Raw genomic sequence first — 26,851 nt, 5'->3', positions numbered from 1 at the left:
TCCGGTCAGTCAGGGCCGAGTTGTCCGGGGTCCAGCAAACCCCCTCTCCCGGCTGCCGAGCCCACTACTGTCGAGAACGTGGACCAGCGCAAGGACATCCGGGAATTCCTCACGTCCCGGCGCGCCCGCATCACTCCCCAGCAGGCCGGCCTGCCCGACTACGGCGCCAAACGACGAGTCCCCGGCCTGCGCCGCGAAGAGGTCGCTCTGTTGGCCGGAGTCAGCGTGGACTACTACACCCGGCTCGAACGCGGCAATCTCACCGGCGTCTCCGACTCGGTACTCAACTCGGTGGCGACCGTCCTGCAACTCGACGAGACCGAGCGCGCGCACCTGTTCAACCTGATCAAAGTCAGCCAAGGGCCGCGGCGGACCCCTCGCAAGGCCGGCAGCAGGCTTCGGCCGAGTGTCCAACTGATCCTGGATGCGATGGTCGGAGTGCCGGCCTGGGTCAGCAATGACCGCCTCGACATCCTGGCCACCAACGTCATCGCCGCGGAGTTGTACCGCGTCGCCATCGACGGACCCGGACAGGCCAACCTCGCCCGATTCGTGTTTTTGGACGGCCGCGCGCAGGAATTCTTCGTCGATTGGAATCAGCAGGCCGACAACGCCGTCGCGATTCTGCGCAGTGCCGCGGCCCGTGATCCGTACGACGACCGGCTGACCCAGCTCGTCGGCGAATTGAGCACGCGCAGTGACGAATTCCGGGTCCGCTGGGGCGCCCACATCATCCGCGCACACCAGTCGGGCCCGAAAGCGTTCAAGCACCCCGACGTCGGCCAGCTCGATCTGACCTTCGATGGGCTGGAACTTGCCGCCGATCCGGGTCTGACGCTCTATGTCATGACGGCGGAACCGAATTCAGCGACGGCGGAACGACTGAAGTTACTCGGCAGCCTGGCGGCAACGCGCCAGTCACACGGCTGACCGCCCAGGCCGCACCAACAGCGCGGCCACCAGGAAGCACAGTGCTCCGACGAACGTCCCGAAGTTGGCCATCCGCTCGTCGATCGTGACACCGGTCTTGCGGACGAACGCCGCCAGCGCCGAGACCTGGAACGCGACGCAGCCCATCATGTTGATCCACGATGCCTGCCAGGCAACGGATTTCGGCGACCACAGGCCGACCACCAGGACCGCCAGCAGCCCACTGAGCAGGAAGGCCAGTGACCCGGCGGCGTCGGGCGCCCACACGTAGCGGCGCTCGGCGAGCACGGCGTGCGCCCACACTGCCGCGCCGGTGCTCACGTTGAACAACACGGTGCCCATGAATTGGATTGCCGCCGACCACCATTGGCTTCCCGGCGGGGCCAGCAGGTACTGCATCAGGGCGGCCGTGGTGAAGAACCACGATCCGATGAAGCACAGCACGTTCGCCGTGCCGGCCCCGGCCACCGAGGGAAACCCCGGCGCCGTGGCCAGCGCGAAGAATGCCGAGCCGATGGCGAAAAGCCAACACTGCCTGGTGAGGGTGGCGAAGCCGCTCACGGCATTACAGGAAGCTGCGAATCCGCTCGCCGGTCTCCGCCGTCGACAGTTTGGCGTCGCCGCGCGTCGAAAGGTGCTCGGCGACAGCCTTGTCCACGCGGGCCGCGGCGTCGGTCTCACCGAGGTGGGTGAGCAGCAGCGCCACACTCATGATGGCCGCGGTCGGATCGGCGAGACCCTGGCCGGCGATGTCGGGCGCGCTGCCGTGCACCGGCTCGAACATCGACGGGTTGGTGCCCGTCGCATCGATGTTGCCCGAAGCTGCCAGGCCGATGCCACCGGAGACGGCCGCGGCCAGGTCGGTGATGATGTCGCCGAACAGGTTGTCGGTGACGATCACGTCGAAGCGGCCCGGATCGGTGACCATGTGGATGGTCGCGGCATCGATGTGCTGGTACGCGGTCTCGACGTCCGGGTACTCGGTGGCGATCTCGTCGACCGTGCGCTTCCACAGCGAGCCGGCGAACGCCAGCACGTTGTTCTTGTGCACCAGGGTCAGGTGCTTGCGCCGCGTCCGGGCCTTCTCGAATGCGTAGCGGACGACGCGCTCCACCCCGAAGCGCGTGTTGGTGGACACCTCGGTGGCCACCTCGTGCGGCGTGCCGACGCGGATGGCGCCACCGGTGCCGGTGTACGGCCCCTCGGTGCCCTCGCGGACGACGACGAAGTCGATGTCCGGGTTGCCGGCCAGCGGGCTGTCGACACCGGCGAACAGCCGCGAGGGCCGCAGGTTCACGTGGTGATCCAGCGCGAACCGCATGGTCAGCAGCAGACCGCGCTCGAGCACGCCGCTGGGCACCGACGGATCGCCGATGGCGCCCAACAGGATCGCGTCGTGTGTCTTGAGCTCGTCGACCATGCCGTCGGGCAAGGTCTCGCCGGTCTCGTGGTAGCGCTTGGCGCCGACGTTGTACTCGGTGCGCTCGACGCCCGGCAGTACGACGTCGAGAACCTTCAGCGCCTCGCCGATGACCTCGGGGCCGATGCCGTCACCGGCAATGACGGCGAGCTTCACGACAGATCCACCAGTTCCAGCGTGGTCGCGCCGACGGCCTCGCCGATCGCGCCGAGCACGTCGGCCGGCACCTCGCGGTCCAGGCGCAGCATGATCGTCGCTCCCGAACCGTCGGCGTCCTGCGACAGCTGGGCCGCCAAGATGTTGACCTCAGCCGCACCGAGCAGGGTGCCGATCTTGCCCAGGGCGCCCGGCTGGTCGCCGTAGTTGAGGATCAGGTTGATGCCCTCGGCGCGCAGGTCCAGGTTGCGGCCGTTGATCTGGACGATCTTCTCGACCAGCTGCGGGCCGCTCAAGGTGCCCGACACGTTGACGACCGAGCCGTCGGCGGCCACGGCGCGCACGTCGACGACGCTGCGGTGGTTGGGGCTCTCGGTCTCGCTGGTGAGGACGGCCTCGACGCCACGCTCGGCGGCCAGCGCCGGCGCGTTGACGAACGTCACCTGGTCCTCGATGACGGCCGAGAACAGGCCGCGCATCGCCGAAAGCTTCAGAATCTCAACGTCTTCCGACGCCAGCTCGCCGAGCACCTCGACGTTCAGCGAGGCCGGGAGCGCCGGTGCCAGGGCACCGACCAGCAGGCCCAGCTTGCGCACCAGGTCGAGCCACGGCGCGACCTCTTCGCCGACGACACCGCCGCCGACGTTGACGGCGTCCGGCACGAACTCGCCGGCCAGCGCCAGCTTCACGCTCGCGGCGACGTCGGTGCCGGCGCGGTCCTGGGCCTCTTCGGTGGAGGCGCCGAGGTGCGGCGTCACGACGACCTGCGGCAGCTCGAACAGCGGGCTGTCGGTGCAGGGCTCGGTGGCGAACACGTCGAGGCCGGCGCCACGGACGTGGCCACTGGTGATCGCGTCGGCCAGGGCCTGCTCGTCGATCAGGCCGCCGCGGGCGGCGTTGACGATGATGACGCCCGGCTTGGTCTTGGCCAGCGCTTCCTTGTTGATCAGGCCGGCGGTTTCCTTGGTCTTGGGCAGGTGCACCGAGATGAAATCAGCGCGGCCCAAAAGCTCATCGAGGCTCAGCAGCTCGATACCGAGCTGGGCGGCACGGGCCTGCGAGACATAGGGGTCGTAGGCGACGATGTGCGCGCCGAACGCGGCGAGGCGCTGCGCGACGAGCTGGCCGATGCGGCCCATGCCCACGACGCCGACGGTCTTGCCGAAGATCTCGGTGCCCGAAAACTTGGAGCGCTTCCAGGTGTGCTCGCGCAGGGTGGCGTCGGCGGCCGGAATCTGGCGGGCCGTCGAGAGCAGCAGCGCCAGGGCGTGCTCGGCGGCGCTGTGGATGTTCGAGGTCGGGGCGTTGACGACCAGCACGCCACGCGCGGTGGCGGCGTCGACGTCCACGTTGTCCAGGCCGACGCCGGCGCGGGCGACGATCTTGAGCTTGGGTGCCGCGGCCAGCACCTCGGCGTCCACCGTGGTGGCCGAGCGCACCAGAAGGGCGTCGGCGTCCGGCACGGCGGCCAGCAGCTTTTCGCGGTCGGGTCCGTCGACCCAACGGACCTCTACCTGGTCGCCGAGGGCGGCGACGGTCGATTCGGCGAGTTTGTCAGCGATGAGTACGACAGGAAGGCTCACGCGCACAGACTAGTGGGCGGCATGGCCGCGCTACCAATCGCGGTTGCCTTGAGCTGCGTTGTCAGCGGCCGTCACTACCATCGACGTGGTGGACGTCACCGTCGTCGGTAGTGGACCGAATGGCCTGGCCGCGGCCGTCATCTGCGCACGAGCGGGGCTGTCGGTCCGGGTCATCGAAGGTCAGCCGACGCCCGGCGGCGGCGCGCGCAGCGCCCCCGACCCGGAATATCCAGGCGTTTTGCACGACGTCTGCTCGGCGGTACACCCGCTGGGGGTCGTGTCGCCGTTCTTCGCGGAGTTCGACCTCGCGGCCCGCGGGGTACAGATGGTGACGCCGGAGATCTCGTACGCCAATCCCCTGCCTTCCGGCGGAGCCGCCATCGCTTACCACTCGCTGGAGCGCACCTGCGCCGAGCTCGAACACGGCTCATCGTGGCGACGGCTGCTGGGCCCTCTGGTCGAGCACGTCGACGGCGTCCTCGGCTTCTTCCTCGGCGACAAACGGTCCTTGCCGCCGGACCTGCCGAGCACCGTGCGGGCCGGGCTGCGCGTGCTGGCCCAGGGCAGTCCGGCGTGGGGCCTGCTGCGCGGCGACGACGCCCAGGCCCTGTTCACCGGCGTCGGCACGCACGCCATCCACCCCATGCCATCGCCCGTCAACAGCGGCGCGGGCATCATGCTCACCACCGTCGCGCACACGGCGGGCTGGCCCGTCCCCGTCGGTGGCACCCAGACCATCACCGATGCGCTCATCGCCGACTTGCGCGCGCACGGCGGCGAGCTCATCACCGGCTCCCCTGTGACCAGCCCGCCCGTCGGCGTGGCCATCTACGACACCTCGCCGACCGCGCCGCTCGACATCTACGGACCCGCGGTTCCCGACCGTTACGCAAAAGCCTTGCGCCGCTACAAATTCGGGCCCGGCGTCTGCAAGATCGACTTCGTGCTGTCGGGTGAAATCCCCTGGCGCGATCCGCGAATGGCGTCGTCGCCCACCGTCCACCTCGGCGGCACCCGGGCCCAGATGGCACACGCCGAGCGCGAGATCTGGCACGGCCGCCATGCCGAGCACCCGATGACCCTGGCCTCGCTGCCGCACCTCGCAGATCCGTCACGCATCGACGCCCAGGGCCGTCGGCCGCTGTGGACCTACTGTCATGTGCCGGCCGGCTCGACCGTCGACCAGACCGACACCGTCATCGCGTTGTTCGAAGACGCCGCACCGGGTTTCCGCGATCTGGTGCTGGCGGCGCGCGCGGTGCCGGCCGCCGAGATGTCACGGCACAACGCCAACTACGTCGACGGCGACATCATCGTCGGCGGCGCGACGCTCAAGGCCGCGATGATCGGGCCGACGCTGCGGGCCAACCCCTGGACCACACCCATCCCCAAGGCGTATGTCTGCTCGTCGGCCACCCCGCCGGGCACCGGCGTGCACGGCATGGCCGGTCTGTACGCCGCGCGTACCGTGCTGCGTCGTGAATTCGGGGTGAAGACGCTGCCGTCGCTCGCGCCATAGTGTTGGCTTGGCGCATGGCCAAGCTTTCTGTGATCTATTACTCCGCGACCGGGCACGGCAGCTCCATGGCGCAACGGGTCGCGAGCACCGCGGAATCGTGCGGCGCCGAGGTGCGGCTGCGGCCCGTCGCCGAGACCGCTGCCCCCGAGTCGTTCGCGCACAACTCGGCGTGGACCGCGAATTACGAAGCGACCAAAGACCTTCCGGCCTCTACCGGTGACGACATCGTCTGGGCCGACGCGGTGATCTTCGGCTCACCGACCCGCTTCGGCTCGGTCGCCTCGCAGCTGCGCGGGTTCCTGGACTCCCTCGGCGGCCTGTGGTCGAAGGGCGTGTTGGCGGACAAGGTGTACGCCGGGTTCACCTCGACCAACACCGCGCACGGCGGCCAGGAGACGACGCTGCTGTCGCTCTACATCACGCTGATGCACTGGGGTGGCATCCTCGTGCCGCCCGGTTACACCGACCCGCTCAAGTTCGCCGACGGCAACCCCTACGGTGTGAGCCTGCTGGCCAATCACGACAACATCCGCCAGTTCGACGACAACACCTACGCGGCATTGGATCACCTGGCGCGGCGGGTCGTCACGGTCGCGGACCGGTTGGGCGGGTAGTTCGTCGCTCGCCGCCCGCGCCCGGCGTGTCGCGTGCTGTGATGATCAGTGCGCACCGTCAGGGCGGTCCGCTTTCATTCCGCGCTGAGGGCGACAAATGTCGAGAGGACGCCGCCGTGGCCGCAGAGTCGATCGCGGTGACTGGTTGACCCTGCGGCTGTGGCTGGAACGTTCGAGTGGCCAATGCCGCTGGCGCAGAGTCAATGCACGCGTTGGTGATTCTGCGGTCAGGGCGCGGTGATCCACTCGGAACACGCGTCATCTACCAGCAACGACAGCTTCGGCAACCAAAATTGGCGTCGGGACACCCTGCCGACCCGGCCTAACGTGATGGGGTGACGTTCGCAGGCACAGCCCGGCTGGTGGGCGCGGTACCCAATGAGCGGTGGTTCGCAGTCGGTGATGTGGAGCTCTACCAGATGCGCCCGCCGTTGTGCGGCTATCACGTGATCGCCGCCGAGCGGAGCATGTGGGCGATGCGGGCCCAGGCCATCTACCCGGACGGCCGCATCGAACCGCCGGAGCCCGACGATCCGGTGTCGACCGACTTCTACGGGGTCGCCGGCGAGGGCCTCGACATCGACCGATCCGTGAAGCTCCCGGGCAGCGCCGACGGCCGCAACGTCGCCCGCGCGCTGGCCTCCATCGGATACACCGTCTACTGAAAAAGACGAAAGGCCGGTTACCGCACGCTGTTTCGCGTGCCGTAACCGGCCTTTCGGGCGTCAGAAACTAGGCAGTCTCGGTGATGGGCCGGTCGACCCAGCTCATCAGGTCGCGCAGCTTCTTGCCGGTGACCTCGATCGGGTGCTCGGCGTTGGCCTTGCGCAGACCCTCGAGCTCCTTGTTGCCGCCCTCGACGTTGGCGACCAGGCGCTTGACGAAGGTGCCGTCCTGGATGTCCTTCAGGATGGCGCGCATGCGCTCCTTGGTGTCGGCGTCGATGACGCGCGGGCCCGACAGGTAGCCACCGAACTCAGCGGTGTCGGACACCGAGTAGTTCATGCGGGCGATGCCGCCCTCGTACATCAGGTCGACGATGAGCTTGAGCTCGTGCAGCACCTCGAAGTAGGCCATCTCCGGGGCGTAGCCGGCCTCGACCATGACCTCGAAACCGGTCTTGACCAGTTCCTCGGTACCACCACAGAGGACGGCCTGCTCACCGAACAGGTCGGTCTCGGTCTCTTCCTTGAAGGTGGTCTTGATGACGCCGGCGCGGGTGCCGCCGATGCCCTTGGCGTAGGACAGCGCCAGCGCCTGGCCCTCGCCCTTGGGGTCCTGGTCGATGGCGATCAGGGCCGGGACGCCCTTGCCGTCGACGAACTGACGACGCACCAGGTGGCCGGGGCCCTTGGGGGCGACCATGCCGATGGTGACGTTGGCCGGGGGCTTGATCAGACCGAAGTGGATGTTGAGGCCGTGGCCGAAGAACAGCGCGTCGCCGTCCTTGAGGTTGGGCTCGATGTCATTGGTGAAGATCTCGGCCTGCGCGGTGTCCGGCGCCAGCAGCATGATGACGTCGGCCCATTTGGCGACCTCGGCCGGAGTGTCGACCTCGAGGCCCTGCTCGGTGACCTTCTCGCGGGACTTCGAGCCCTCCTTCAGGCCGACCTTGACCTGCACACCCGAGTCGCGCAGCGAAAGCGAATGCGCGTGTCCCTGGCTGCCGTAGCCGATGACGCCGACCTTGCGACCCTGGATGATCGACAGGTCCGCATCGTCGTCGTAGAACATCTCAACTGCCACTTGACTTTTCCTTACCTTGTTTCTCTTGTTCGAAGTTCTGCTTGGGATCCAGCTCGGTTACTTGGCCGCGCCGATGCCTCGCGGGCCGCGCGCCAACGAGACCACACCGGACTGGACCAGCTCGCGAATACCATACGGCTCCAGCACTCGCAGCAATGCGTCGAGCTTCTCCTGGGTACCGGTGGCCTCGACGGTCAGCGATTCGGTGGACACGTCGACGACCTTCGCACGGAACAGGTTGACGGCCTCGATCACCTGGCCACGGGTGGTGGCGTCGGCCCGCACCTTGATCAGCGCCAGCTCGCGGGAGACGGAGTTGTCCGGTTCCTGCTCGACGATCTTGATGACGTTGATCAGCTTGTTGAGCTGCTTGGTGATCTGCTCGAGCGGCAGCTGTTCTTCGACGCAGACCACGATGGTCATTCGCGACATGTTCTTCTGCTCGGTGGCGCCGACCGCCAGCGACTGGATGTTGAAGCCACGCCGCGAGAACAGTGCCGCCACGCGGGCGAGCACACCGGGGGTGTCCTCGACGAGGACCGAGAGTGTGTGAGTGGTCGACATGGCGCTTACACCTGATCCTCGTTGTCGAACAGCGGACGGATATCGCGCGCCGCCATGATCTCGTCATTGCTGGTGCCTGCGGCGACCATCGGCCACACCTGGGCGTCGGCGCCGACGATGAAGTCGATGACGACGGGGCGGTCGTTGATCTCGCGGGCCTGCCGGATGACGTCCTCGACGTCCTCGGCACGCTCGCAGCGCAGACCGACGCAACCCAGCGCCTCGGCCAGCATCACGAAGTCGGGGATGCGGTGCGAGTGCGTCGACAGGTTGGTGTTGGAGTAGCGCTCGTCGTAGAACAGCGTCTGCCACTGCCGCACCATGCCCAGGTTGCCGTTGTTGATCAGCGCAACCTTGATCGGCGCCCCTTCGAGGGCGCAGGTGGCCAGCTCCTGATTGGTCATCTGGAAGCAGCCGTCGCCGTCGATGGCCCACACCTCGGCCTCCGGGCGGGCGAACTTGGCGCCCATCGCGGCCGGGATGGAGAAGCCCATGGTGCCGAGACCGCCCGAGTTCAGCCAGGTCTTCGGGTTCTCGTACTTGATGAACTGCGCGGCCCACATCTGGTGCTGACCGACGCCCGCGACGTACAGCGCGTCCGGCCCGGCGATCTGGCCCAGCTTCTCGATGACGTACTCCGGCGACAGGCTGCCGTCACTCTGCGGGCCGTAGCTCAGCGGGTACGTCTCCTTGACCCCGTTGAGGTACGTCCACCAGTCGGCGAGATCCAGCGTGTCGGCGGCGACACCGTCCCGGCGCAGCGCCGCGAGCAGGTCGACGATGACGTTCTTGATGTCACCGACGATCGGCACGTCGGCGTGCCGGTTCTTGCCGATCTCGGCGGGGTCGATGTCGGCGTGGATCACCTTGGCGTCGGGCGCGAACGACGACAGCTGGCCGGTGACCCGGTCGTCGAAGCGGGTGCCGAGGGCGATCAGCAGGTCACTCTTCTGCAGCGCCGCCACGGCGGAGACCGTGCCGTGCATGCCGGGCATGCCCATGTGCTGCGGGTGGCTGTCGGGGAACGCGCCGCGCGCCATCAGGGTGGTCACGACGGGAATGCCCGTCAGCTCGGCGAGCTCAAGTAGCTCGGCCGACGCCTCGCCGCGGATGACGCCGCCACCGACATACAGCACCGGCTTGCGCGACGCGGCGATCAGCTTGGCGGCCTCACGGATCTGACGGCTGTGCGGCTTGGTGTTCGGCTTGTATCCGGGCAGGTCGATGACCGGCGGCCAGCTGAAGGTGCACTGACCCTGCAGCACGTCCTTCGGGATGTCGACGAGGACGGCGCCGGGACGGCCGGAGGCGGCGATGTGGAAAGCCTCGGCGATCACCTTGGCGATGTCGTCACCGTTGCGGACCAGGAAGTTGTGCTTCGTGATCGGCATGGTGATGCCGGAGATGTCGGCTTCCTGGAAGGCGTCGGTGCCGATCAGCCCGCGGCCGACCTGGCCGGTGATCGCGACGACCGGGATCGAGTCCATCTGCGCGTCGGCCAGCGGCGTGACCAGGTTGGTGGCGCCGGGACCCGAGGTGGCCATCATCACGCCGACCTTGCCGGTGGCGTGCGCGTAGCCCGACGCGGCGTGGCCGGCGCCCTGCTCGTGCCGCACCAGCACGTGGCGCACCTTCTTCGAGTCGAACAGCGGGTCGTAGACCGGCAGCACGGCACCACCGGGGATGCCGAAAATGGTGTCGACGTCGAGTTCCTCGAGCGACCGGACGACGGCCTGGGCACCGGTCATCTGTTGCGGGGCAACGAATTTCGAATGACCGTTGACCGCGCCGCCCGCTCCGTTGGGCTGCGGCGTCGACTCTGGCGGTCGCGTGGTGGGTGCGCTCACTCTTGTCCTCTTGATCGTGTTGCGGTTTTGGCGTTCCCGGGCAAACAAAAAACCCCCGTCAGCGTCTGCTGCTGTACGAGGGTTGCGCGTCGATGCTTGTAGTCGGCTTAGTCAGCCTGGTCACGCACCAACGCGCCCAGTTACTACAAGCAATGCCGAGGTCTGCATAACGGTGACGGTAGTCCTCGCGGCGCGCGCAGGTCAAATCAGTTCCGTTGCCGGACACACCCGGCAACCGGCCGACCCGCCGCCTGGGAAGATGAATGGCGTGAGCCGCAGAACCGCTTCGACCGCACCCCAGCCCGTCGTGATCAAGATCCCGGGGGTCGCCCATCTGGCGGTGGGGTTCTTCGCCATCGGTCTGCTGGCTCTGGTGTTCGCCGGCCCGGCCTGGTGCGCGGTGCTGCTCGTCATCCCGATCGTGTTGTCGGCGATGGTGATTCGCTACCGCACCGTGGCGGACAAGAAGGGCGTCACGGCGCGGTCGCTGCTCGGCAGCCGGACGGTGACGTGGCAGGACATCAAGGGACTGCGGTTCGACCGCTCCAAGTGGGCCAAGGCCGAATTGACCGACGGCACCGACCTGCGCCTGCCCGGTGTGACGTTCGCGTCACTGCCGGTGCTGACCGCCGCCAGCGGCGGCGTCGTGCCCAATCCGTACAACGAGTGAGCCGGCGCCGCGCCCGAGCAGGCTCAGTGCAGCGGGTTTGATCCGTTCAGCAGCAGCCACGCGCCGACGCCCGCGCCGATGCCGAGCAACAGGCACAGGATCGACCCGATGAAGGGCCGGCGGGCCCAGCCGCGTCCGGCGTCGAAGCCGTAGAGACCCGGCCCCGTCAGGGTCAGCGCCGCGGCGAGCACGATCATGGTCACCAGGTACTCGTGGCCCTCGGGCAGGAAATACGGGAAGTAGCCGTGCACGGGTTGTGCGGCCACCTCCACGGCGAGCGCGTTGAGCAGGTAGCCCACCGCGACCGCGGCGGCGACCGGGGTGAACAACCCCAGCACCAGCAGGACACCGGCGCCGATCTGCGCCCCGGTGGCGAGATAGGTCAGTATCCCCGCGTGCTGGAAGCCGGCGGCGGCCAGCGCGTGCTCGTACCCGTTCAGGCCCTGGCCGCCCCACCAGCCGAATGCCTTCTGCAGTCCGTGGACCACCAGCCAGGCGCCGAGGCCGACACGCAGCACCATGAGTCCCAGGTCCTGGGTGCCGCGGCGCTTGGCGACGCGTACCCGGGCGTCGGTCTCGGGGTCGGGCTCGATCTCGGCGGGCCCCAACGCATCGGAGGTCTGCTCCGCACGCCGCTCCCGGGGTTGCACGTACGGCAGCGGCTCGGGTTCGTGCATGAGATCGAATGCCATCGAGGACGGCGTCGACGACGCGGGCGTCACCTCGGTCGCCTCGTCGGACGACTCGTTGTCGAACCGCGGGATGGCAGTGGTCGCGGCGGTCTCACCGCCCTCTGCGCCGCCACTGCCGCGGTAGGTCGTGATGGGCAGGTCGTCTTCTGGATCGACCAGGCGTGCCGACGCGGGCCTGGCGGCCGACTCGTCGGGCCGTCGCCATGCGCGCGAGTCATGGGAAGTACTGGTCATAGTTGCCAGGGTAAGTGCAACTGCACTGCTGACCGTGGATTTAAGCGGTGGTTTGACCGGCTTGTTCACGGGATTTGCCCGGCCCGGCGCGCGGCCCCGACGTGGCGAGCATCCTCGAACAGTCCGTAACCTGGCGGGCATGACATTGCGGCGGTCGACGCAGACTGCGCTGACGAGGCCTCGACACCGGCCTGAGCGTTCCGGCTCTGCACCCGCTCGACGGGTCCTGGCGTTGTGCGCCATCGCTTTGCTGGCGCTGCCCAGCTGCGCCCGTTTCGATTCGGCGGCGTCCGAGCCGTTCACCATCGAGCCCGACCTCGGCGGGGCCCCCAGCTCGCCGCCACCGCCCCCGCCGCCGCTGCCGCCGAACCCGTTCCCCAAGGCGTGCCCGGCGCCGGCCGTGCTGCAGGGCTGCCTGGAGAGCACCAGCGGCCTGATCATGGGCGGCGACAGCAAGTCGGCGATCGTCGCCGAACGCGTCACCGGCGCCGTCAAGAACATCTCGACGACGGCGGAACCCAAGGTCAAGACCGTGATCCCGGTCGACGCCTCCGGTGACGGCGGGCTCATGGACATCGTGCTGTCGCCGAGTTACCAACAGGACCGGCTGATGTACGCGTACATCACCACGCCGACCGACAACCGGGTGGTCCGCATCGCCGACGGCGACGTGCCGAAACCGATCCTCACCGGCATTCCCAAGGGCCCCACAGGCAACACCGGGGCGCTGATCTTCAGCAGCCCGACGACCCTCGTGGTGCTCACCGGCGACGCCGGAAACCCCGCGGCCGCAGCCGATCCGGCTTCGCTGGCGGGCAAGCTGCTGCGCATCGAGCAGCCGACGACGGTGGGCCAGGCGCCCCCGACCACCGCGCTGTCGGGCATGGGCTCCGGCGGCGGGCTGTGCATCGACGGCGCCAGCGGCTCCTTGTACGTCACCGACCGGACCCCGACCGGCGACCGGCTGCAGCGGATCACCAAGGACTCCAAGGTGTCGACGGTGTGGAGCTGGCCCGACCGACCCGGTGTCGCGGGCTGTGTGGCGACCGACGACACCGTCATGGTCAATCTCGTCAACACCAAGAAGACGGTGGCCGTCCGGCTGTCGAAGGAGACCGGCGCGGTCACGGGTGACCCCGAGGCCCTCCGCACCGACACCCACGGCCACGTCTTCGCGCTGAAGCTCTCCCCCGACGGCAATGTCTGGGGCGCCACGGTGAACAAGACGGCCGGCGACGTCGAGAAGTTCGACGACGTCGTGTTCCCGCTGTTCCCGCAGGGCGGATTCCCGCGTAGCACGGACGACAAGACGTAATTTGGCGCCCGACGTGAGGGTCGCTCGATGATGCGCGCGTGCCCGGCCGACTTCGCTCGGCTGGCCGGCTACCTGGGCTTTTCCTGCGACGACGAGTCCTGGGTCAAACTGCGCAACCCCCTGACCCTGGCCCACTGGACCATGCCGGTCGTCGAGTTGCTGATGCTGGTCGGCGCGGCACTCGCCCTGGCCTACGCGCTGCGGCGGGTCCGGCGCGACCCGACCGGGATCGCCATCTGGCTGGCGTCGCTGGTCTACGCGGTGGCGACCGAACTCCCCCGGCATCCACCGGACATCTTCGCCGGCACTCGGCTCGGCGTCATGCTGGTGCACAACGTGTTCAGCGTCGATTTCGTCGACGGACGGCTACCGCTGTACATCGTGGCGCTGTACCCGGCGACCATCACCCTGGCCTACGACATCGTCCGCGCCACCGGCGTCTTCGAACGGCGCGGCGCGGTCGTCGGCGCCATCTGCGTCGGCTTCGTGCACGGCTGCGTCTACGGCGTGTTCGACCATCTCGGTCCGCAGCTGCGCTGGTGGGTCTGGAACACCGCGAACCCCCTGAATCACCCGACGCTCGGCTGCGTGCCGGTGAGCAGCTGGGTGAGCCTCGCGGTGGTCGGACCCGCGGCGGTCGCCTTCCTGGTGCACGTCCTGGTCGGGCGCCGGGTGGCCGCGGGCACACCACCGGGTGCGGTGTCGTTGACCTGGCGCACAGCGGTCGTCAGCGTGCTGGCACCGGTCCTCATGGGGCTGTTCAGCCTGCCGACGTTGCTCTCCGCCCACCACAGTGCGACGCAATACGTGGTCCTCGGCGTGGAGATGGCGATATTCACGTTCGTGGCGGTGCCGGTCCTCATTCAGGACTGGCGGATCACGCGCCGGGTCGGCACGCAGCACCCGAGTTCGTACGTGCGGGTGTTCGGCGTGCTGTACCTGCTGACCTTCACGGTGCTCTGGCTGGCCGCGCTGCCCGACTTCGCCGGCGCCATCGACGGCGTCACCGGCGCGGGCACCCCGACCGGCAATCTGCCCTGCGCCGCGGTGTGTTTCGTGATCGCGGGCTACTGCGTCGCGGGCGTGTCGTCACTCAAGCCGACGACCGCACCCGCGCCGCAGGAAGTGTTGCGCTAGCTGCAGGCCGCGATCACCAGTTCGCGCACACGTGCCGCGTCGGCCTGACCCTTGGTCGCCTTCATCACCGCGCCGACGATCGCACCCGCGGCCTGGACCTTGCCACCACGGATCTTGTCGGCGATGTCCGGCTGCGCCGCCAGCGCCTCGTCGATGGCCGCCTGGATGAGCGAATCATCGCGCACCACAACCAGTCCGCGGTCGTTCATGACCTGCTCGGGCTCACCCTCGCCGGCCAGCACGCCCTCGACGACCTGACGGGCCAGCTTGTTGGACAGCTTGCCGTCGTCGACCAGCTTGACCACCGCGGCGACCTGGGCCGGCGTGATGGCCAGCTCGTCGAGTGTCACTTCGCTCTCGTTGGCCTTCTGGGTCAGGAAGTTGCCCCACCAGGCGCGCGCCGCCTCACTGGACGCGCCGTGCTCGACGGTCGCGGCCACCAGCTCGACCGCACCGGCGTTGACGAGGTCGCGCATGACCTCGTCAGAGATGCCCCAGTCGTCCTGAATCCGCTTGCGCACCAACCACGGAAGCTCGGGGATGGTGCCGCGCAGCCGCTCCACCAGCTCGTCCGACGGCGCGATGGGCTCAAGGTCCGGCTCCGGGAAGTAGCGGTAATCCTCGGCGGTTTCCTTGCTGCGCCCGGACGTGGTGTGGCCGTCCTCGTGGAAGTGCCGGGTCTCCTGCGTGATGGTGCCGCCGGACTGCAGCACGGCGGCCTGCCGGCGCATCTCGTAGCGGACCGCCACCTCGACGCTCTTGAGCGAGTTGACGTTCTTGGTCTCGGTGCGGGTGCCGAACTCCGCGGCGCCCTTGAGCTTGAGCGAGACGTTCGAGTCGCAGCGCATCGAGCCCTGGTCCATGCGGACATCGGAAACGTCCAAGCCGCGCAACAGGTCCCGCAGCGCAGTGACGTAGGCGCGGGCGATCTCCGGGGCGCGTTCGCCCGCGCCCTCGATGGGCTTGGTCACGATCTCGACGAGCGGCACCCCGGCGCGGTTGAAGTCGGCCAGCGAGGTGGTGGCGCCCGAGATGCGCCCGGTGTCGCTACCCAGGTGGGTCAGCTTGCCGGTGTCCTCCTCCATGTGGGCGCGCTCGATCTCGACGCGCCAGGTGCTGCCGTCCTCCAGCGGGACGTCCAGGTAGCCGTTGACGGCGATGGGCTCGTCGTACTGGCTGATCTGGTAGTTCTTCGGCTGGTCCGGGTAGAAGTAGTTCTTCCGGGCGAACCGGCCCCACGGCGCGATGTCGCAGTTCAGCGCCAGCCCGATCCGGATCGCGGACTCCACGGCCGCTTCGTTGACCACCGGCAGCGCGCCGGGCAGGCCGAGGCACACCGGGCACACCAGCGTGTTCGGCTCGGCACCGAACCGGTTCGCACAACCACAGAACATCTTGGTCTCGGTGGACAGCTCGACATGGACTTCCATGCCCATGACGGGCTCGTACGTCGCGAGGACGTCGTCGTAGTCGAGAAGGTCTGCGTCAGCCATGCGCCTGATCCTAGTTGCCGTTCACCGGCCATTTCCCCGGCCCGGTTAGTCTCCGCGGATGCTCGCACGCATCGGCGCCCTGCTGACCACCTTCGCGCTGACGGCGCTGCCCGTCGCCTCGGCCGATTCCGACGCTTTCGACCTGCAGGCGCACCGCGGCGGACGCGGCGAGACCACCGAGGAATCGCTGCGCGCGTTCACCAAGGCCATCGAACTCGGCGTCACCACACTGGAACTCGACATCGTCCTCGCCAAGGACGGCGCGCCCATGGTGTGGCACGACCCGGCCATCCAGCCCGACAAGTGCGCCGACACCGGCCCTGCCTTCCCCGGTGACCCGCAATACCCCTATGTCGGCAAGCTCGTGCACGACCTCACCCGTGCGCAGCTGCACACCCTGGATTGCGGCAAGCGACTCAGCGGCTTCCCGGACGCCGAGGTCGTGAGCGACAACAAGATCGCCACCCTGGACCAGGTCTTCGCGCTCGCCGACGCGCATCACGCCGCCGTCCGGTACAACATCGAGACCAAGATCGAAGCCGACAAGCCCGAAACCTCTGCCACACCACAACAATTCGTCGCTGTCATCCTCGGCGCCGTGCGGGCCGCAGGCAAGGTCGACAAAGTCGAGATCCAGAGTTTCGACTGGCGCACCCTGCCACTGGTCCGGCAGCAAGAGCCCGGTATCCCCCTGGTGGCGCTGTGGGATGAGACGACATGGGTGCCGAACTCGGCGTGGACGGCCGACGTGAACCCGGCGGTGGTCACCGACCCGGTCGCGGGAGCGGCGTCGGTCGGCGCGAACATCCTGTCTCCCGGCTACTCGGTGCCCTACGGGCTCACCCCGAAGGATCCGGGGTTCGCTCTGGTCGCCGACAGGGCGTTCATCGATCGCGCACACGCCCTCGGGCTCAAAGTGATTCCGTGGACCATCAACGACGCCGACACCATGCGGGCCCAGATCGCTGCCGGCGCCGACGGCATCATCACCGACTACCCGAGCCGGCTGCGCGCGGTGGAGTCCGAGCTGGGCATGCCCCTGCCGAAGGCCTACCGCTAACCGAAGAACTCCGCGGCGTCGTCGTAACGGCTCTGCGGCACGAGCTTCAATTGCCGCACCGCGTCGGCCAACGGCACCCGGCCGATCTCCTGGCCCTGCAACGACACCATCATCCCGTACTCTCCCGCGTGTGCGGCGTCGGCGGCATTGATCCCGAACCGGGTGGCCAGCACCCGGTCGTGGGGCGTCGGGGTGCCGCCGCGCTGCACGTGGCCGAGCACGGTGGTGCGAACTTCCTTACGGATCCGCTTCTCGATCTCGATGGCCAGCTGCTGCGCGACGCCGGTGAATCGCACATGCCCGAATTCGTCAATTCCGCCGTCGCGCAACTGCATCGACCCCTCGGCCGGTCGCGCGCCTTCGGCGACGACGCAGATGAAATGCGAATCACCGCGCACGAAGCGCTGTTTCACCAGCCGGCACACCTCTTCGACGTCGAACGGCTGTTCCGGGATCAGGGTCATGTGGGCGCCGGCCGCCATGCCGGCGCCGAGCGCGATCCAGCCCGCGTGCCGTCCCATCACCTCGACGAGCATCACCCGCTGGTGCGACTCGGCCGTGCTGTGCAGGCGGTCGATGGCTTCGGTGGCGATCATCAGCGCCGTGTCGTGGCCGAAAGTGACGTCGGTGCAATCGATGTCGTTGTCGATGGTCTTGGGCACGCCCACGACGGGGACGTTCTCTTCGGCCAGCCAGTGCGCCGCGGTCAGCGTGCCTTCCCCGCCGATCGGGATCAGCACGTCGATGCCGTTGTCCTCGAGCGTCTGCTTGATCTGGTCCAGCCCGGCCCGCAGCTTGTCGGGGTTGACGCGCGCGGTGCCCAGCATGGTGCCGCCCTTGGCCAGTAGCCGGTCGTTGCGGTCGTCGTTCTTGAGCTGCTCGCGGCGATTCTCGAGCAGGCCACGCCAGCCGTCCCGGAACCCGACGACCGTCGAGCCGTACCGGGCATCGCAGGTGCGGACCACCGCCCGGATCACCGCATTCAGGCCAGGACAGTCACCGCCACCGGTCAGCACACCTATCCGCATGACCCCATACTGCCCGCTCGCGGGTTCTCGTTCTTGTTGAACGAGCGGCCGACTGCCGCTAGACGGCGGTCGGCAGTGCGCCGCGCGCGGCTTCGTAGGCCGCGCCGACGCGGTACAGCCGGTCGTCGGCCAGGGCCGGCGCCATGATCTGCAGCCCGACTGGCAGGTTGTCGTCCGGCGACAGGCCCGACGGCACCGACATGCCGCAGTGGCCGGCCAGGTTCAGCGGCAGCGTGCACAGGTCGAACAGGTACATCGCCAGCGGATCGTCGACCTTCTCGCCCAGCCCGAAAGCGGTGGTCGGGGTCGTCGGGGTGACGAGCACGTCGACCTTCTCGTACGCCTGGTCCAGGTCGCGGGCGATCAGGGTGCGCACGCGCTGGGCCTGGTTGTAGTAGGCGTCGTAATAGCCCGAGGACAGGGCGTATGTGCCGATCATGATGCGGCGCTTGACTTCCGGACCGAAGCCGGCGGCACGGGTCAGCGCCATGACCTCTTCGGCGCTGTGGGTGCCGTCGTCGCCGACGCGCAGGCCGTAGCGCATCGCGTCGAAGCGCGCGAGGTTCGAGGACACCTCGGACGGCAGGATCAGGTAGTAGGCCGCCAGCGAGTAGTCGAAGTGCGGGCAGTCGACCTCGGTGATCTCGGCACCGAGCTCGGTCAGCTGGTCCACCGCGGTGTTGAACGACGACAGCACGCCGGGCTGGTAGCCCTCGCCGGTGTGCAGCTGCTTGACCACACCGATCCGGACGCCCTTCAGGTCACCGGTGGCGCCGGCGCGGGCCGCACCCACGACGTCGGGCACAGCAGCGTCGACCGAGGTGGAATCGCGCGGGTCGTGGCCGGCGATCACCTGGTGCAACAGCGCGGTGTCGAGCACCGTTCGGGCGCATGGCCCGCCCTGGTCCAGCGACGACGCGCAGGCGATCAGGCCGTACCGCGAGACGGTGCCGTAGGTGGGCTTGACGCCGACCGTCGCGGTCAGCGCGGCGGGCTGACGGATCGAGCCACCGGTGTCGGTGCCGATCGCCAGCGGGGCCTGGAACGCCGCGAGCGCGGCGGCGCTACCGCCACCGGAACCACCCGGAACCCGGTTGACGTCCCAGGGGTTGCGGGTCGGGCCGTAGGCCGAGTTCTCGGTGGACGACCCCATGGCGAACTCGTCCATGTTGGTCTTGCCGAGGATCGGGATGCCGGCCGCGCGCAGCCGTGCGGTCACCGTCGCGTCGTACGGCGACCGCCAGCCCTCCAGGATCTTCGAGCCGGCCGTCGTCGGCGCGTCAGTGGTCGTGAAAACGTCCTTGAGCGCCAACGGAACTCCGGCGAGCGGCGATGCCAGCGGCTCACCGGCTGCCACCTGCTTGTCGACGGCGGCGGCAGCGGCCAGCGCCTCCTGGGCGCCCACGTACAGGAAGGCGTGGTAGGTCTCGTCTGTGGCGGCGATCTGGTCCAGGTGCGCCTGGGTGACCTCGGTGGCCGACACGTCGCCGGCGGCGATCTTCTCGCCGAGCGTGGCCGCGTCGAAACGGATCAGGTCGCTCACTCTGCTTCTCCCAAGATGCGGGGCACGGCGAACCGGCCGTCCTCGGCCCGCGGGGCCTCCGCCAGCGCCTGATCCTGCGCCAGGCTGGGCGCCTCGACGTCGGGCCGGGTGATGTTGACCTCTTTGAGCGGATTGCCGGTCGCCTCGATACCGGTGACGTCGACGGCCTGAATCTTGCCGACGTGCGCCAGGATGGCATCGAGCTGGCCTGCGAAACTGTCCAGCTCACCATCGGTCAGGGCGAGCCGGGCCAGATTCGCCAGATGGGCGACATCGTCCCGGGAAATCTTCGACACGTCTAAACACCCTAGTGGGAGGCCGGGCGAGCGCAGCGACGGGGAATACATCCGTGACACGCACCGCACCCGCACGTCCTGCCGTCGCCACGACGCTGTGCCACAGTTGTGGCGTGTCCTCCTATCTGATGCGGGTCCAGCTCGAAGACCGCCCCGGTAGCCTCGGCTCGCTGGCGGTGGCTCTCGGCACGGTGGGCGCCGACATCCTGTCGCTCGACGTCGTCGAACGCGGCCCGGGCTACGCCGTCGACGACCTGGTGGTCGAGCTGCCGCTCGGGTCCATGCCCGACACCCTGATCACCGCGGCAGAGGCCCTCAAGGGCGTGTACGTGGACAGCATCCGGCCCCACACCGGGTTGCTCGAGGCCCATCGCGAGCTGGAACTCATCGACCATGTGGCGGCCGCCAAGGGCAAGGCCGCGCGCCTCCAGACGCTGGCCGACGAGGCACCGCGCGTGTTGCGGGTCGGGTGGTGTGTCGTGGTGGCCGGCGGCAAGGACGGCGTGGCGCCCCATCGCATCACCGGCAGTCCGGGCGCGCCCGAGACGCTCGCCAGCTCAGCGCCGTGGCTGCCGCTCGAGCATGCCGCCGCACTGGACGCCACCGGCGACTGGGTGCCGCAGTTCTGGCGGGACATCGACACCACCCTGGCCGCCGCGCCGTTGGGTGACCCCCACACGGCGATCATGCTGGGCCGCCCGGGTGGGCCGGCCTTCCGTCCGTCCGAGGTCGCGCGGCTCGGGTATCTCGCCGGCATCGTCGCGACCATCGTGCGGTAGCGGTCAGCGGTAGCGCACCGAGCCGATGAGCACCGCGGTCAGCGCCGCGCTGACCGCGGGCCGAGCCAGGCCGAGCCCACCGGCCTGACTTGCGTTGGTCAGCAGGAAGGCGACCGCCGCGCCCAACGGACGAGTCAGGACAAAACAACCCCAGAAGCCCGCCGTCGACATGCCACCGGACAAGCGGCACGCCATCGCCACACCGGCGATCAGCGCAGCCCACAGCACGAGCTGCAACACTGGGTGCGGCAAGATGGGAGCCGGCGTCATGTGGGTCAGCGCAGTCCCGATTCCGAACGCCACCAAAGCGGTTGCCCAGAACCAGCATTCGGCTCGCCGGGTGCGGACGGCGATCAACTCCGTCATTCCGACGTGCGCATGCCCGAGCGCCAGCAGTCCCACGACGCCGGCGAGACAAACGACAGCGATCGCCGGGTACCGCAGACCGAACGCGACGTGCAACCCGTTCGCGATCTCCGTGCCCACCGCACTGGTCGCCAGCATCGCGAGCCAGAATGCCCACGGCCGCAAGCGGTCTGCGCGCAGTTGAACCAACAGCGCCACGGCGCATGCCGCCACCAGCAGCGTTGTCGCGATCCAGCGGCCCAGGTGGTCGTACAGGTAATCCGGCCAGAACACCGATGCGGCGGTGATCAAAGTCTTGTTCACCCAGAATCGCGTGGTGATTGCCGGGATTCTGCGGGACATCGGCGCCGCCATCGAGCTCAGAGCGCGTCCGGCCCCTCTTCCAACAACCGCCGGAAGCCGTCTTCGTCGAGAATCGGCACGCCGAGTTCGACAGCCTTGTCGTACTTGGATCCCGGCGCGTCGCCGGCCACCACGTAGGCGGTCTTCTTCGACACCGAACCCGCCGCCTTGCCGCCGCGCACCAGGATCGCCTCTTTGGCCTCGTCCCGCGAGAACCCGGTCAGCGAGCCGGTCACCACGATCGACAGGCCTTCCAGCGTGCGCTCGATGCTCGCGTCGCGTTCGTCGGCCATGCGCACGCCCGCCGCGCGCCACTTGTCGACGATGGCACGGTGCCAGTCGACGGTGAACCAGTCGATCACGGCGGCGGCGATGGTGGGGCCGACGCCCTCGACAGCGGCCAGCCGCTCCTCGGAGGCTTCGGTGATCGCTTGCAGGTCACCGAATTCCGCGGCCAGCGCCCGAGCGGCCGTCGGACCGACGTGCCGGATGGACAGCGCCACCAGCACCCGCCACAACGGCTGTTGCTTGGCCTTGCCGAGGTTGGCCAGCAGCCTGGCTCCGTTGGCCGAGAGCTCGCCCTTCTGGGTCTTGAACAGGCTGGTGCGCAACAGGTCGTCTTGCGTGAGGTTGAAGACGTCGCCCTCATCGGTGATGACGCCGGCTGCCAGCAGTGCGGTGGCCGCCTCGTAGCCGAGGCCCTCGATGTCGAAGGCGCCGCGGCCCGCGACGTGGAAAACCCGCTCACGCAGCTGCGCGGGGCAGGATCGGGTGTTGGGGCAGCGGATGTCGGCGTCACCCTCCTTCGACGGCGCCAGCGTGCTACCGCATTCGGGACACGTTGCGGGCATGACGAATTCACGTTCAGTACCGTCACGCAGATCGACGACCGGGCCGAGCACCTCGGGGATGACGTCGCCGGCCTTGCGGATCACCACGGTGTCGCCGATCAGCACGCCCTTGCGCTTCACCTCGGTGGCGTTGTGCAACGTCGCGAGCCCGACCGTTGAACCTGCGACGGTGACGGGCTCCATGTACGCGAACGGCGTGACGCGGCCGGTACGGCCCACACTCACCCGGATGTCGAGCAGCTTGGTGGTGACCTCCTCGGGCGGGTACTTGTACGCGATGGCCCACCGCGGCGCCCGGCTGGTGGCGCCGAGGCGGCGCTGCAGCGTGCGGTCGTCCAATTTGACCACCAGACCGTCGATTTCGTGATCGACGTCATGACGGTGCTCGCCCCAGTACGCGACGCGTTCGGCCACCGCCGCGATGCCGGTGACGCAGGTTGTGTGGTCCGACACCGGCAGCCCCCATGCCTGCAGCGCACGGTACGCGTCGTGCAGCGATGCCGGCTCGAAGCCTTCGGTGTAGCCCAGACCGTGGCAGATCATGTGCAGCCGGCGACGTGCGGTGACGGCAGGATTCTTCTGTCGCAGCGACCCGGCGGCACTGTTGCGCGGATTGGCGAACGGCGCCTTGCCCTCCTCGATGAGGCTGACGTTGAGCGCGGCGAAATCCTCCACACGGAAGTACACCTCACCGCGGACTTCCAGCACCGCCGGCACCGGGAATTCGTCGGTGCCGGTCAGCTGCTCCGGTACGTCGGTGATGGTGCGGGCGTTGAGCGTGACATCCTCGCCCGTGCGGCCGTCGCCGCGCGTGGCGCCCCGGACCAGCTTGCCGTCGCGGTAGACCAGTGCCAGCGCGACGCCGTCGACCTTGAGCTCGCAGAGGTACTCGAGTTCGCGGCCCAGCTCGTTGGTGAGCCGCGCGGCCCACGCCGTCAGCTCATCGGTGTTGAAGGCATTGTCTAGCGACAGCATCCGCTCCAGGTGCTGTGCCTCGCCGAACTCGGTCGCGAACCCGGCGCCGCCGACCAGCTGCGTCGGCGAATCCGGCGTCCGCAGCTCGGGGTACCGCTCTTCGATCTCCTGCAATTCACCGAGCAGCTTGTCGAACTCACCGTCGGAGATGATCGGTGCATCTTTGACGTAGTAGCGGAACTGGTGACCGCGGACTTCTTCGGCCAGTTCCTGCCATTGCCGGCGCACGTCGGGATCGGGTGAGCTCACCCGGTAAGGCTAGCGAAGGGCTGTGACATCAAGCCGCGATGATCCCCGCCGACGTGCCGCATGCCACGAGGACCGTGCAAGCAGCTGCCGGGGCCGGGTCCTCGGTACCGACCAGCGGCGGCAGCGGCGGGATGAAGATCGGCACGAGGCTGGCCCCGGTGACTCCGGTCAGCCTGGCGACGACCTGCGCGACGACGTTCGTCGCGGCGTACGTCAGGCTGCCGACCAGCTGCACGGGCACGGTCATCGCCTGTGCCAGCGGGCTGATGACGAAGATGTTCTTCTCGGCGATCGACCGCAACTGCGCCGTCACCTGCTGGAACGCCTGGTTGAGGAAGTAGGGCACGGACGCGGCGACGGTGCGCACGCCGAGCGTCAGGTCGGTGCCGATGTTGGGGTACCCGTACTTGCCGATGACGTCCAGCACGGCGGCCCGCAGTGCCGCGTCGTCGTCGATCGGCGTGACGGTGCTGCCGCCGAGGCCCGTGATGGAGACGCCGTCGGACTTGGGCGCCGGCGTGCCGCCGAACAACGTCACGACCGTCGGGGTGACGTCGACGATCTGGTATTTCAGGTTGACGCCACCGGCGGTGAACAGATCGGGATTGTTGGCGATGACGAAAGTCGATGTCTCATTGGGTGATTGGAACCCATGGCCGAAGCCCTTGCTGTCCTGGTGACCGTGGTCGGTGACGACGATGACGGTCCACTGCTCGCCGGTCGCCGCTTCCCAGTCGTTGACCGACTGCATGATCTCGCCGATGTTGCGGTCGACGTTCCGCACCGCCTCGGCGTATGCCGTGGACGCGCCGCCGTAGTTGTGCCCGTTCTCGTCGACGCCGACGAAGTAGCTGAACACGAAGTTCGGCTTGTTCGGGTCGGCGGCGGCGATCGCGGCCTCGGTCGCGTCGCCGACGGCGTCGTCGGTGAGCGACCAGTTGGAGTCACCCGCGATGTGCGAGATGTTGACGACGTGGTCGGCGCCGACCGAACCCGACACGGCGATGGCCGAGATGACGTCCCAGTTCGCGATCGCCGTGGTCTGGATGCCGGGATTGAACGTCTCCAGTTGGTTGAACACCGTCGGGAACCGGTTGTAGACCGCTGGATTGAAGATGTTGTTGATGACGCCGGTCCTCTCACCCCAGACGCCGGTGAGGATGGCGGTCCATGACGGATTGCTGATCGTGGTGTGCCCGACGATGCTCGCCGGTGCCGTGGTGCCGCCCTGCATGAGCTGGAAGAAGTTGGCGTTGGCCGGGTCGGCCAGCACCCGGCTCAGATTGGTGCCGTCGACGCCGATCACCAGCACATTGGGTGTGGTGTCGGCGAGCGTCGAAACCGACTGCGGCGCAACGGCACTGGTTGGCTTGAGGGTCTTGCGTTCCAGTTCGTCGCGCACCGCGGCGAGGGCCACCAGCACCGATGTCGAGCTGAGCGGAGACACCGGCGCCTGCAGCGACCGCAGGGCCCTGGTGAGTTTGGCGATGGGATCTGCCGACACCGCGGCCACCTTGACCGTGGGCTGTGCGGAGCTCGCTTGCGTCGAGATCGCGGCGGTGACTGTCGGCGTGCCGGCAGTCTTGGCCGCGGCCGTCGGGTGCTCTTCGCGGTTGAGGCCGGCGACGCGCGGCGGGGCTGTCCGCGGCGCGGGCTTCGTGCGCTCGGCGGCCTTCATCTGGTTGGCGGCGGGCTGGTCAGCGGCGGGCTTGTCGGCGGTGGGCTTGTCGCGCTTCTTGTCCGGCTTTCCGGCCTGTTCCTCGTTGGCGGGCTTCGACTTCGACTTGGCGGGCTTGCGCTGCTTTTTCGGCTTCTTGGCAGGAGCGGCTGCCGCCTGGGATGCCTGCGAGGTCGAGGAGGTCTGGGATGTCGATCCCGCCCCGGCTCCCGATCCTGTGGCGTCAGCCCAGGCCGGGCAGTCGCTCCACCCCGCGAGCGCGGTTCCGATCCCCAGGGCGACCGCCAGTCCCCCGACCCGGCCAATGCATCTTCCCGCTGTCATCCGGAATGTATAACGCGCGACAATTATCGGCCGCACAGGAATCGCGAACCTGACGCACAGTCATCTCGAAGGTTGGGCACCCTCCGCCCCGCCGCGGGTTACCGTGGCAACGTGCCGCATCCGATCATGTTCGACGATGACGACCCCGGCCTGGCAGAGCTGCGCGCGGTCGCGCTGAGCTTTCCCGAGGCCTTCGAGAAGGTGTCGTGGGGCCGGCCGGTGTTCTGCGCGCCCAAGATGTTCGCGATGTACGGCGGCAATTCGAAGACGACGGGCGAGATGGTCGCCTACCCGCATTCCCTGCTGGTCAAGGTCGACGAGTCCGACCGCGCAGCACTGGAACAGGATTCGCGCTTCTACTACCCCGCCTACATGGGTCCGTCAGGCTGGCTCGGGCTGGATTTCACCGCGGCGAAGGTCGACTGGGACGAGGTCCGAGAACTGCTCGACGCATCGTTCCGGCTCGTCGCGACCAAGCGATTGATCAAGCTGCTCGACGCGCAATGAGGTAGGCCTGCGGCGTGGATTCGGCCGCGTCTTCGTCGGGTTGCCGGACCGTTTCCGCATAGACGCGAAACCCGCTGTCCGACAACACGTCTGCGACGAGCTCGGGCCGCCGGCGGATGAACGTCAAGTGCACCGACTCGCCGTCGAAGTCCGTCAGCACCCGCGGCTCATCACCGATCTGAAATGCCAACAGCAACACCCCGCCCGGCGACAGGACCCGGTGGAACTCGGCGAAGACTCGCGACAGGTACTCATCCGGAACATGGATGATCGAGTACCAGGCACAGAGCCCGCCGACGCTGCCCTCGGCCACGTCGAGGTCGAGCATCGACCCGACGCGGAACTCCAGAGCCGGATTGTGCTGCCGCGCCTGCGCGATCATGTTGGGAGACAGATCGATTCCGGTGACGTCGAGGCCGGCCGCTGCCAGTGCCGCAGTGGCCACACCGGTGCCGCAGCCCACGTCCAGCACGCTGGCCCCGCGGTCCACCAGTTCGGCGAACGCGCCGATCATGGCCCGGTCCACCGGCCGGTCGTCGAGATGGTCTTGGAACCGAGCGACGTAGTGCGCGGCCGCACGGTCGTAGCCGTCGCGGGTCGCGGCCAGGAAACCGGGCATCGGCCAACGGTACGCGGGAATGCCGACACGGTCGACCGGACGCGCAGCTACCGCAGCGCGACCTGGTCTCGTGCTGCCGGGGGTCATCGCGCGTCGATCGGCGCTGAATCACTCTGCAGGACTGTCGCTTTCACCATCATTAGCGTCGCCCTCGGCTGGATACAGTGTCGGACGGTGGTAGTGGTTGGTTCGTGGTTGGCCGACGTCCAGTAGTGGTGGTGGGGTCCAGTGGGTGCGGCCGTGGGGGCCCATGGTGGTGGTCCAGCCGCCGGTGTCGGCCAGGCGGTTGTCGCGGCCGCAGGCCAGGGTCATGG

25 protein-coding genes and 1 pseudogene are annotated in these 26,851 nt (G+C 68.4%); 10 read left to right on the top strand and 16 right to left on the bottom strand.

The window, feature by feature from the left end; all coding sequences use genetic code 11:
• The first annotated feature begins 78 nt into the window (after positions 1–78).
• Entirely contained in the window at positions 79–930 is an 852-nt protein-coding gene (locus ACJH6H_RS26095; RefSeq protein ID WP_346415724.1) for a helix-turn-helix transcriptional regulator, read from the top strand.
• On the opposite strand, the gene ACJH6H_RS26090 is transcribed toward ACJH6H_RS26095, so the two are convergent.
• The 3 genes from ACJH6H_RS26090 to serA are packed head-to-tail and all read right to left on the bottom strand — an operon-like array spanning position 919 to position 4,089.
• The gene (locus ACJH6H_RS26090) at positions 919–1,491 is read right to left on the bottom strand and encodes a hypothetical protein (RefSeq protein WP_406776097.1); all 573 of its coding nucleotides are present in this window, start codon (positions 1,489–1,491) and stop codon (positions 919–921) included. The two genes, ACJH6H_RS26095 and ACJH6H_RS26090, sit on opposite strands and share 12 nt — an antisense overlap.
• 4 nt (positions 1,492–1,495) lie before the next feature.
• The gene (locus ACJH6H_RS26085) at positions 1,496–2,506 is read right to left on the bottom strand and encodes a 3-isopropylmalate dehydrogenase (RefSeq protein WP_064860479.1); all 1,011 of its coding nucleotides are present in this window, start codon (positions 2,504–2,506) and stop codon (positions 1,496–1,498) included.
• Positions 2,503–4,089: a phosphoglycerate dehydrogenase gene (serA, locus tag ACJH6H_RS26080; RefSeq protein WP_226521549.1), complete on the bottom strand. Its 1,587-nt coding sequence runs from the start codon at positions 4,087–4,089 to the stop codon at positions 2,503–2,505. Before serA ends, ACJH6H_RS26085 begins: the two co-directional genes overlap by 4 nt.
• An 85-nt stretch (positions 4,090–4,174) precedes the next feature.
• On the opposite strand from serA, the gene ACJH6H_RS26075 reads away from it, so the two are divergent.
• From ACJH6H_RS26075 to ACJH6H_RS26065, 3 genes are all read left to right on the top strand, one after another.
• Positions 4,175–5,608, top strand: a complete 1,434-nt coding sequence (locus ACJH6H_RS26075; RefSeq protein ID WP_406776096.1) for a phytoene desaturase family protein — start codon at positions 4,175–4,177, stop codon at positions 5,606–5,608.
• A gap of 14 nt (positions 5,609–5,622) precedes the next feature.
• On the top strand, positions 5,623–6,222 hold the full coding sequence (wrbA, locus tag ACJH6H_RS26070) for an NAD(P)H:quinone oxidoreductase (RefSeq protein WP_064860481.1): 600 nt from the start codon (positions 5,623–5,625) through the stop codon (positions 6,220–6,222).
• 335 nt (positions 6,223–6,557) lie between these two features.
• Positions 6,558–6,887, top strand: coding sequence for a hypothetical protein (locus ACJH6H_RS26065; RefSeq protein WP_064857678.1), 330 nt, complete (start codon positions 6,558–6,560; stop codon positions 6,885–6,887).
• 67 nt (positions 6,888–6,954) lie between these two features.
• Here ACJH6H_RS26065 and ilvC read toward each other — a convergent pair whose 3' ends face one another.
• The 3 genes from ilvC to ACJH6H_RS26050 form a co-directional block, all read right to left on the bottom strand.
• Positions 6,955–7,956, bottom strand: a complete 1,002-nt coding sequence (ilvC, locus tag ACJH6H_RS26060; RefSeq protein ID WP_177127309.1) for a ketol-acid reductoisomerase — start codon at positions 7,954–7,956, stop codon at positions 6,955–6,957.
• Positions 7,957–8,025: 69 nt separating this feature from the next.
• Entirely contained in the window at positions 8,026–8,532 is a 507-nt protein-coding gene (gene ilvN / locus ACJH6H_RS26055) for an acetolactate synthase small subunit (protein ID WP_064857677.1), read from the bottom strand.
• Between the two features lie 5 nt (positions 8,533–8,537).
• Complete coding sequence (locus tag ACJH6H_RS26050) at positions 8,538–10,379, bottom strand: acetolactate synthase large subunit (protein ID WP_406776095.1); 1,842 nt, start codon at positions 10,377–10,379, stop codon at positions 8,538–8,540.
• A 259-nt stretch (positions 10,380–10,638) separates the two neighbouring features.
• On the opposite strand from ACJH6H_RS26050, the gene ACJH6H_RS26045 reads away from it, so the two are divergent.
• A complete protein-coding gene (locus tag ACJH6H_RS26045) occupies positions 10,639–11,049 on the top strand; it encodes a PH domain-containing protein (RefSeq protein ID WP_061001090.1) in 411 nt (136 codons plus the stop codon).
• A 23-nt stretch (positions 11,050–11,072) separates the two neighbouring features.
• On the opposite strand, the gene ACJH6H_RS26040 is transcribed toward ACJH6H_RS26045, so the two are convergent.
• Complete coding sequence (locus tag ACJH6H_RS26040; RefSeq protein ID WP_061001091.1) at positions 11,073–11,975, bottom strand: DoxX family protein; 903 nt, start codon at positions 11,973–11,975, stop codon at positions 11,073–11,075.
• Between the two features lie 139 nt (positions 11,976–12,114).
• Here ACJH6H_RS26040 and ACJH6H_RS26035 point away from each other — a divergent pair, with 139 nt between their 5' ends.
• Together ACJH6H_RS26035 and ACJH6H_RS26030 are read left to right on the top strand one after the other, a co-directional pair.
• A complete protein-coding gene (locus tag ACJH6H_RS26035) occupies positions 12,115–13,290 on the top strand; it encodes a PQQ-dependent sugar dehydrogenase (RefSeq protein WP_204158292.1) in 1,176 nt (391 codons plus the stop codon).
• Between the two features lie 27 nt (positions 13,291–13,317).
• Positions 13,318–14,427 (top strand): hypothetical protein, encoded by a 1,110-nt coding sequence (locus ACJH6H_RS26030; protein ID WP_061001092.1) that lies wholly within the window; start codon positions 13,318–13,320, stop codon positions 14,425–14,427.
• Here ACJH6H_RS26030 and gatB read toward each other — a convergent pair.
• Complete coding sequence (gene gatB, locus ACJH6H_RS26025) at positions 14,424–15,920, bottom strand: Asp-tRNA(Asn)/Glu-tRNA(Gln) amidotransferase subunit GatB (protein ID WP_061001093.1); 1,497 nt, start codon at positions 15,918–15,920, stop codon at positions 14,424–14,426. The genes ACJH6H_RS26030 and gatB overlap by 4 nt on opposite strands.
• A gap of 58 nt (positions 15,921–15,978) precedes the next feature.
• On the opposite strand from gatB, the gene ACJH6H_RS26020 reads away from it, so the two are divergent.
• Entirely contained in the window at positions 15,979–16,980 is a 1,002-nt protein-coding gene (locus ACJH6H_RS26020; protein WP_061001094.1) for a glycerophosphodiester phosphodiesterase family protein, read from the top strand.
• Here ACJH6H_RS26020 and ACJH6H_RS26015 read toward each other — a convergent pair.
• Genes ACJH6H_RS26015 through gatC form a run of 3 tightly spaced genes read right to left on the bottom strand, consistent with a single transcriptional unit; the run spans position 16,977 to position 19,847 of the window.
• The gene (locus ACJH6H_RS26015; RefSeq protein WP_029105781.1) at positions 16,977–18,008 is read right to left on the bottom strand and encodes an ATP-dependent 6-phosphofructokinase; all 1,032 of its coding nucleotides are present in this window, start codon (positions 18,006–18,008) and stop codon (positions 16,977–16,979) included. The genes ACJH6H_RS26020 and ACJH6H_RS26015 overlap by 4 nt on opposite strands.
• Before the next feature lie 58 nt (positions 18,009–18,066).
• The gene (gatA, locus tag ACJH6H_RS26010) at positions 18,067–19,551 is read right to left on the bottom strand and encodes an Asp-tRNA(Asn)/Glu-tRNA(Gln) amidotransferase subunit GatA (RefSeq protein ID WP_061001095.1); all 1,485 of its coding nucleotides are present in this window, start codon (positions 19,549–19,551) and stop codon (positions 18,067–18,069) included.
• A complete protein-coding gene (gene gatC, locus ACJH6H_RS26005; protein ID WP_061001096.1) occupies positions 19,548–19,847 on the bottom strand; it encodes an Asp-tRNA(Asn)/Glu-tRNA(Gln) amidotransferase subunit GatC in 300 nt (99 codons plus the stop codon). Before gatC ends, gatA begins: the two co-directional genes overlap by 4 nt.
• Positions 19,848–19,960: 113 nt before the next feature.
• Between gatC and ACJH6H_RS26000 the strand changes: the two genes are divergently transcribed.
• The gene (locus tag ACJH6H_RS26000; RefSeq protein ID WP_406776094.1) at positions 19,961–20,626 is read left to right on the top strand and encodes an amino acid-binding protein; all 666 of its coding nucleotides are present in this window, start codon (positions 19,961–19,963) and stop codon (positions 20,624–20,626) included.
• 3 nt (positions 20,627–20,629) lie between these two features.
• Here the strand turns inward: ACJH6H_RS26000 and ACJH6H_RS25995 are convergent, their stop codons facing one another.
• From ACJH6H_RS25995 to ACJH6H_RS25985, 3 genes are read right to left on the bottom strand one after another with little or no spacing between them, the layout of a single operon-like run.
• On the bottom strand, positions 20,630–21,334 hold the full coding sequence (locus ACJH6H_RS25995) for a hypothetical protein (protein WP_406776093.1): 705 nt from the start codon (positions 21,332–21,334) through the stop codon (positions 20,630–20,632).
• A 17-nt stretch (positions 21,335–21,351) separates the two neighbouring features.
• A complete protein-coding gene (gene ligA, locus ACJH6H_RS25990; protein WP_406776092.1) occupies positions 21,352–23,409 on the bottom strand; it encodes an NAD-dependent DNA ligase LigA in 2,058 nt (685 codons plus the stop codon).
• A gap of 28 nt (positions 23,410–23,437) precedes the next feature.
• Complete coding sequence (locus ACJH6H_RS25985; RefSeq protein WP_346415715.1) at positions 23,438–25,411, bottom strand: alkaline phosphatase family protein; 1,974 nt, start codon at positions 25,409–25,411, stop codon at positions 23,438–23,440.
• Between the two features lie 111 nt (positions 25,412–25,522).
• Between ACJH6H_RS25985 and ACJH6H_RS25980 the strand changes: the two genes are divergently transcribed.
• Positions 25,523–25,918, top strand: coding sequence for an MmcQ/YjbR family DNA-binding protein (locus ACJH6H_RS25980; RefSeq protein ID WP_029105782.1), 396 nt, complete (start codon positions 25,523–25,525; stop codon positions 25,916–25,918).
• On the opposite strand, the gene ACJH6H_RS25975 is transcribed toward ACJH6H_RS25980, so the two are convergent.
• Positions 25,896–26,537, bottom strand: coding sequence for a class I SAM-dependent methyltransferase (locus tag ACJH6H_RS25975; protein WP_406776091.1), 642 nt, complete (start codon positions 26,535–26,537; stop codon positions 25,896–25,898). The genes ACJH6H_RS25980 and ACJH6H_RS25975 overlap by 23 nt on opposite strands.
• Positions 26,538–26,645: 108 nt before the next feature.
• Positions 26,646–26,851: pseudogene (locus ACJH6H_RS25970) on the bottom strand (HNH endonuclease); the annotation flags it as partial.

It is taken from the genome of Mycobacterium sp. SMC-21 (assembly GCF_045310825.1).
In the GTDB taxonomy this organism is placed as follows: Bacteria; Actinomycetota; Actinomycetes; order Mycobacteriales; family Mycobacteriaceae; genus Mycobacterium.
This window is presented reverse-complemented; position numbering and strand designations above follow the sequence as displayed.

What these genes read in the sequence shown, in the direction of transcription:
- wrbA (WP_064860481.1), top strand. Translation starts at nt 5,623, where the DNA reads ATGGCCAAGCTTTCTGTGATCTATTACTCCGCGACCGGGCACGGCAGC.
- ilvN (WP_064857677.1), bottom strand. Translation starts at nt 8,532, where the DNA reads ATGTCGACCACTCACACACTCTCGGTCCTCGTCGAGGACACCCCCGGT.
- ACJH6H_RS26030 (WP_061001092.1), top strand. Translation starts at nt 13,318, where the DNA reads ATGATGCGCGCGTGCCCGGCCGACTTCGCTCGGCTGGCCGGCTACCTG.
- ACJH6H_RS25975 (WP_406776091.1), bottom strand. Translation starts at nt 26,537, where the DNA reads ATGCCCGGTTTCCTGGCCGCGACCCGCGACGGCTACGACCGTGCGGCC.
- ACJH6H_RS26015 (WP_029105781.1), bottom strand. Translation starts at nt 18,008, where the DNA reads ATGCGGATAGGTGTGCTGACCGGTGGCGGTGACTGTCCTGGCCTGAAT.
- ACJH6H_RS26035 (WP_204158292.1), top strand. Translation starts at nt 12,115, where the DNA reads ATGACATTGCGGCGGTCGACGCAGACTGCGCTGACGAGGCCTCGACAC.
- gatB (WP_061001093.1), bottom strand. Translation starts at nt 15,920, where the DNA reads ATGGCTGACGCAGACCTTCTCGACTACGACGACGTCCTCGCGACGTAC.
- ACJH6H_RS25985 (WP_346415715.1), bottom strand. Translation starts at nt 25,411, where the DNA reads ATGACAGCGGGAAGATGCATTGGCCGGGTCGGGGGACTGGCGGTCGCC.
- ACJH6H_RS26045 (WP_061001090.1), top strand. Translation starts at nt 10,639, where the DNA reads ATGAATGGCGTGAGCCGCAGAACCGCTTCGACCGCACCCCAGCCCGTC.
- ACJH6H_RS26040 (WP_061001091.1), bottom strand. Translation starts at nt 11,975, where the DNA reads ATGACCAGTACTTCCCATGACTCGCGCGCATGGCGACGGCCCGACGAG.
- ACJH6H_RS26020 (WP_061001094.1), top strand. Translation starts at nt 15,979, where the DNA reads ATGCTCGCACGCATCGGCGCCCTGCTGACCACCTTCGCGCTGACGGCG.
- ilvC (WP_177127309.1), bottom strand. Translation starts at nt 7,956, where the DNA reads ATGTTCTACGACGACGATGCGGACCTGTCGATCATCCAGGGTCGCAAG.
- ACJH6H_RS25995 (WP_406776093.1), bottom strand. Translation starts at nt 21,334, where the DNA reads ATGTCCCGCAGAATCCCGGCAATCACCACGCGATTCTGGGTGAACAAG.